General features: G+C 53.9%; 5 protein-coding genes. 4 read left to right on the top strand and 1 reads right to left on the bottom strand.

Translation table 11 applies throughout. The features are described 5' to 3' along the window. Positions 1–722: alpha/beta hydrolase (locus tag VIN66_RS13185; RefSeq protein WP_331924409.1), on the bottom strand; the 722-nt coding region annotated here is incomplete at its 3' end. A 106-nt stretch (positions 723–828) separates the two neighbouring features. Here VIN66_RS13185 and VIN66_RS13180 point away from each other — a divergent pair. From VIN66_RS13180 to VIN66_RS13165, 4 genes are all read left to right on the top strand, one after another. Further along, the gene (locus VIN66_RS13180; protein ID WP_331924408.1) at positions 829–2010 is read left to right on the top strand and encodes a sensor histidine kinase; all 1182 of its coding nucleotides are present in this window, start codon (positions 829–831) and stop codon (positions 2008–2010) included. Beyond that, positions 2007–2603, top strand: coding sequence for a response regulator transcription factor (locus tag VIN66_RS13175; RefSeq protein WP_331924407.1), 597 nt, complete (start codon positions 2007–2009; stop codon positions 2601–2603). The genes VIN66_RS13180 and VIN66_RS13175 overlap by 4 nt, the downstream gene beginning before the upstream one ends. A 264-nt stretch (positions 2604–2867) precedes the next feature. After that, positions 2868–4322, top strand: coding sequence for a dGTPase (gene dgt, locus VIN66_RS13170; protein ID WP_331924406.1), 1455 nt, complete (start codon positions 2868–2870; stop codon positions 4320–4322). Positions 4323–4345: 23 nt separating this feature from the next. Continuing rightward, a complete protein-coding gene (locus VIN66_RS13165; protein WP_331924405.1) occupies positions 4346–5323 on the top strand; it encodes an aldo/keto reductase in 978 nt (325 codons plus the stop codon). Positions 5324–5419 lie beyond the last annotated feature (96 nt).

Genomic DNA, 5419 nt, shown 5'->3' with positions numbered 1-5419 from the left:
ATATTGCTAAGCGCCGGGCGTAAATCGGCCCGCATCAGCTCACCCATGACCCGGCCAGAGGTCATGCCATCAGAGCGGTACATATCGGCAACAATACGCTGCTGCCAGTTTTCGTCGCTGGCCATGCTTTTGGCCATGCTTTGCGGGTCGAAGCCGCGTTGTGGCGCGGGGGTATTGCCCGGCTGGCCAGCATCGGCGCTTACGGACTTATTGTTAGCTGATTTTTCGGCGATCAATGCCCCCAACGCCGGTAGACCATCCACATTAATGGCTGCGCCAATTTGCTCCGGGGCATTGGCGGCCAGTGCCAATGCTAAGTACCCGCCTAGTGAGTGGCCAATCACCACCGGCTTATTCAGCTGTTGCTCGCTGATGTAGCGCAGAATTGCCTGCTGTTGCGTGGCCAGATAGCCCTCCCCCCAGCTTTGCATGGGTAGCGGCTTCACGCCGGCAAAACCGGCAAGCGTAAAAATATGCAGTTGATAATCCGCTTTCAGCGCCTCTACCGTGCTTTGCCAGACATCGCCGGACGACGCCACGCCCGGAATTAACAACACTGCCGGGCCCTGGCCAACCACGGTAACGTCAAAACAGACGCAGGTTTGGTGTGGCGCAGATACGGTTACGTCGGTTTGTGCGGCAACGCTGTTCAGGCTAACTAAGGTACTGCTTAAACCCAAAGCCAGTACCAAAGTGCGTAAAGTGCTGTTTAACTGTGTCATATCTGATCCCCTATTGATTGTCTGTGTGTTGTTGACAGGGCCAGTTTAGGCTGACGGGGCTGACAGCACAGCTCACGCTTGTCACCTGTTGGGCATGACAAATGCCATGACAAAACATGACCTTTGTCACTGGCACTGCACTGTTGATTTTTACTACACTGTGCTCCGGCCCAAAGCGGGCAAGCAGCAGGATAACGCGATGGCACCCTTGAATAAGCTGGACAGTAAACTCAGCTGGGTTTATCTGATAAACCTGATTTTTTATATTATTCCGCTTTTTACCGTGCGGTTTGCGCTATGGCAGTACGCCAGTATGGCTGCTGCCCTGCTGCTGTTTCTGGTGTGCTATTTTTGGGCCTACCGCTGCCGGCGCACTGATATGCACTGGCCTATCGCCGGTATGATACTGGTGGCGGTGCTCATCACGCCGGTTAATCCAGGCTCTGTTTCTATGTTTGCCTATGCCGGTTTCTTTATCGGTTTTGCTTACGCTCTGCGGCGTTATGTACTGTTAATGACGCTGCTGCTGGCGTTACTGGTGCTGTTAGAGCTGACGCTGACCATTCACTGGAACCTGTTTTTAGTCATGGGTATGCCGATAGTGCTGGCGGTCAGTTTTCTTGGCCGGGCGGAACAGGCAAAGCTGCGCCACCGTCAGGCAGAGCAACAAAGTGAAGACGAAATTAAGCAGCTGGCCACCATGGTCGAGCGCGAGCGTATTGCCCGCGATTTGCACGATATTCTGGGCCACACCTTATCCAGTGTGATTTTAAAAGCCGATCTGGCAGAAAAACTATTGGCCCGCCAGCAAACTGATGCTGCGCGGCAACAGCTGGCTGAACTGAGCCAGATTGCCCGTGATGCGCTAAGCCAGGTGCGGCAAAGTGTATCGGGTTATCAGCATCAGGGGCTGGCAGCTGAAGTGGCTAAACTGCTGAGCCGGCTGCGTGATGCCGGTTTTCAGGCGGAGCTTAAAGGCAGTATTCCGGCCTTACCCGAGCAGCAGGAAACCGCGCTGCTGCTGGCATTAACCGAGCTGACGACAAATGTGATCCGCCACAGTAAAGGTGACCTGTGCCAACTGAGTTTTGCACAACAGGGCAATACGCTTAACGTTTGCCTGGCGGATAACGGCAACAGCCTGAACGACGCGAAAGGTATCAGCGAAGGTAACGGCCTAAGCGGCCTGCGTCAGCGCCTGGCGGCAATAAATGCCATCTTTTCACTGCAGACAAATGACGGGGTCTGCGCCAGTATTAACCTGCCCGTTCAGGAGCAAAGCGCATGAATATTCTGCTGGCTGAAGATCAGGCTATGGTACGTACTGCACTGGCCAGCCTGCTTAGGCTGGAAACCGGCTTCAACGTGACCGAGACTGAAGACGGCGCCGCCGCCCTCAGGCTGCTCAAGCAGCAGCCTTTTGATTTGCTGCTCAGCGATATCGAAATGCCAGGCCACAGCGGCATCGAACTGGCGCAGTATGTACAGCAACATAAACTCAGCACCAAAGTCATCATCATCACTACCTTTGGCCGATCCGGCTATGTAAAGCGGGCAATGGATGCGGCGGTTGGCGGCTTTTTATTAAAAGACGCGCCGGTAGAGCAGCTGGTACAGGCGATACACCAGGTGATGGCCGGTAAACGCGTGGTCGACAGTGAACTGCTGCTAAATTCACTGGGCGAGCAAGACCCGCTCAGTGACAAAGAGCGTCAGGCACTGCGCCTGGCTGCCGACGGCCAGAGTACCAGCGAGATTGCTGCTGCGCTGTATATTGCCGAAGGTACAGCGCGTAACTATCTGTCAGAAGCCATTAGCAAACTAAGCGCTGCCAACCGCATCGACGCCGCCCGTATCGCCCGGCAAAAAGGCTGGTTGTAATCTTACGCCTCCCTTGTGAACTAAACGGCTTACCCTAAACCAACCGTTGGAGCCCTGGACGGGCGGACAAATGTGTCTGGAACACATTTGAACATCGAAGATGGCCCGCAGGGTGAATTGCCGGAAGCAATTCATAAACGAGCCCCCAAGGATGGGTTTACGGCGTGTTGGTGTGGGTAAACCGGTTAGTGCTACAGCGAATACTTTACAGCCGCTTAGTTTTTCAGCCACACTAAACCGCTTACTGCCACTTCGGATGTTGGAATGGATTTTCGCAATAAGATCAAAGCTGACCGCGTGCTGCAAAGCAGCCGTACTGACTTACAAAGTGCACTGGAAAGCGACCGCGGCCGCATTATTAACTCTGCTGCAGTGCGCCGCTTACAGCAAAAAACCCAGGTTTTTCCGCTGGAGCGCAATGCCGCTGTACGCAGCCGCCTGACGCACTCACTGGAAGTGCAGCAAACCGGCCGTTTTATCGTGCAGTCGGTGTTTCGAGCCCTCAGCCCAGAAAAGCTGGAGCAGTATGGACTTACTGAGCTGGAACGCCCGGCAGAGTCATTGGTAGAAATGGCCTGCCTGCTGCACGACGTTGGTAACCCGCCGTTTGGCCACAGTGGCGAAGCCGCCATTAACGACTGGTTTAGCCGCGAGCTGCCGTTACTGAGTGAAAACCATAAACTTGAAGGCAATAGCCACTGGCAAATACTCTGTCAGGAACTGGCGCAATTTGAAGGCAATGCCCAGGCTATCCGGCTGGTGCACAGCCTGCAGCGGATGAACCTGACCTACTCGCAGCTGGCCTGTATTTTAAAGTACACCCGGCTGGCCAGCGTTGCGAAGCCAGATAAAACCGACCCACTGAGCTACCTGCAAAAGAAACCCGGCTACTATGCGACTGAGCAGGCAGTGGTAGAAAAACTGTGGCAGGAGCTGGGTACCGAGCCGGGTTGCCGCCACCCGCTGACCTACATTATGGAAGCGGCAGATGATATCTCTTACTGCCTGGCCGATATTGAAGATGCCGTGGAAAAGGGCCTGCTCAGCCTGAGCCAACTGGCTGATGAGCTAAATAAAGCCTTTACTGCACTGGAGCCACAGCAGCGGCTGATTGATACCCATAACGGTGCCAGTGCCAGCTTTTCAGTGCTGATAAAAGCCGCGCTGGATAAAGCGCAGCAAGAACCGATCAATAAAACCTCGGCGTTCTTTATTAAGCTGCGGGTCGACATGATCCACCCGCTGGTACGCCACGCTGCACAGCAATTTATCGATAATATAGAGGCGGTTTATCATGGCCGGTTAAACCGAGCGCTGCTAGAAGACAATAGCCAGTACCATGCCATTACCAGCAGCTTTAAACAGGTCGCACGGCAGTTTGTGTTTAACCAAAGCGAAGTAGAAACGCTGGAGCTGCAGGGTTTTCGTATTATTTCAGGTCTGTTTGACAGCTACCGACCGTTACTGCATTTATCGCAGGTCGATTTCACTGCAATGCTGAGCAATGATGGTTATCACTGGCCGCAACAGCAACGTTTGGTGCACCGCCTGCCGAATAAACATCTGGCCGCATATCAGCTGGCAGTGGCGCAACTGAGCACTGACGACAATGCGCAGGAGCTGTATTATCGTTGCCGTCTGCTGCAGGACTTTATCAGTGGTATGACCGATCATTTCGCCTTTGATGAGTATCAAACGCTGGTACAATGCCAGCAGTAATACATTTAATTTCAGGATCTTGTATGACAGCCAAACACACTCCGCTCAGTAATTACGTGACGCACAACAGCCCTCTGGTGTTTGGCTGCATGACACTTGGTGGTGGCTGGAACCAAAACCCGATCAGTGCCGATGATATTGCCCATTGCCACCAGGCGATTGATGCAGCGCTTGAGGCTGGCATCTGTGTGTTTGATCATGCTGATATTTATGCCCGCGGCAAAGCCGAGCAGGTGTTTGGCAAGGTGCTGCAGCAGCGGCCTGAACTGCGCAGTTTAATCACGCTGCAGTCTAAGTACGGCATCCGCTTTGCCACAGATACCGAGCCGCAGCGCTATGACTTTTCCGCGCAGTGGATAACACAGTCTGTCGACGGCATTTTAGCGCGGCTGCAAATAGAGCAGCTGGATGTGCTGATGCTGCACCGGCCCGATCCGCTGATGCAGCCGGAAGAAGTTGCGGCCACGTTCAGCAATTTACAGCAAGCCGGTAAAGTAAAGCATTTTGGTGTGTCGAATATGCAGCAGCACCAGATGGCCCTGCTGCAGGACGCATTGACTACGCCGTTGGTAGTTAACCAGCTGGAACTGAGTTTAAGCCATCTGGCCTGGCTGGATGAAGGCACCACAGCTGGTTGCAGTGGCGAGACACTGGTGAATTTCGGTAGTGGTACTATCGAATACTGCCGCCGTAATAAAGTGCAGCTGCAAGCCTGGGGCAGTTTAAGCCAGGGCTTGTTCAGCGGCAAAGATGTCAGCAGTGAAGCGACGCATATTGCTGAAACAGCAGAGCTGGTTGCCCGCCTGGCGGCAGAGTATCAGGTCAGCCGCGAAGCGATAGTTCTGGCTTTTTTAATGCGTCACCCGGCTCAAATTCAACCGGTAATAGGCACTACCAATATTGAACGCATTAAAGCCTGTGCCCAGGCCACGCAGGTACAGCTGAGCCGCGAGCACTGGTATATGCTGTATTTGTCTGCCCGCGGCAAAGCGCTGCCTTAAGTCAGCGTAAAGCGCCCAACCACAGCCTGTTAATGGCCTGTGTCAGCTCGGTGGCGAAATCACGCTGCAGGCTTTGCAGCTCTGGTTCCTGTTGCA

This window comes from Rheinheimera sp., from assembly GCF_036568245.1.
In the GTDB taxonomy this organism is placed as follows: Bacteria; Pseudomonadota; Gammaproteobacteria; order Enterobacterales; family Alteromonadaceae; genus Alishewanella.
The sequence above is the reverse complement of the archived record's forward strand: the minus strand, read 5'-3'. Positions and strand labels throughout refer to the sequence as shown.

Coding starts and splice junctions, on each gene's coding strand:
- VIN66_RS13175 (WP_331924407.1), top strand. CDS start 2,007: ATGAATATTCTGCTGGCTGAAGATCAGGCTATGGTACGTACTGCACTG.
- dgt (WP_331924406.1), top strand. CDS start 2,868: ATGGATTTTCGCAATAAGATCAAAGCTGACCGCGTGCTGCAAAGCAGC.
- VIN66_RS13180 (WP_331924408.1), top strand. CDS start 829: ATGACAAAACATGACCTTTGTCACTGGCACTGCACTGTTGATTTTTAC.
- VIN66_RS13165 (WP_331924405.1), top strand. CDS start 4,346: ATGACAGCCAAACACACTCCGCTCAGTAATTACGTGACGCACAACAGC.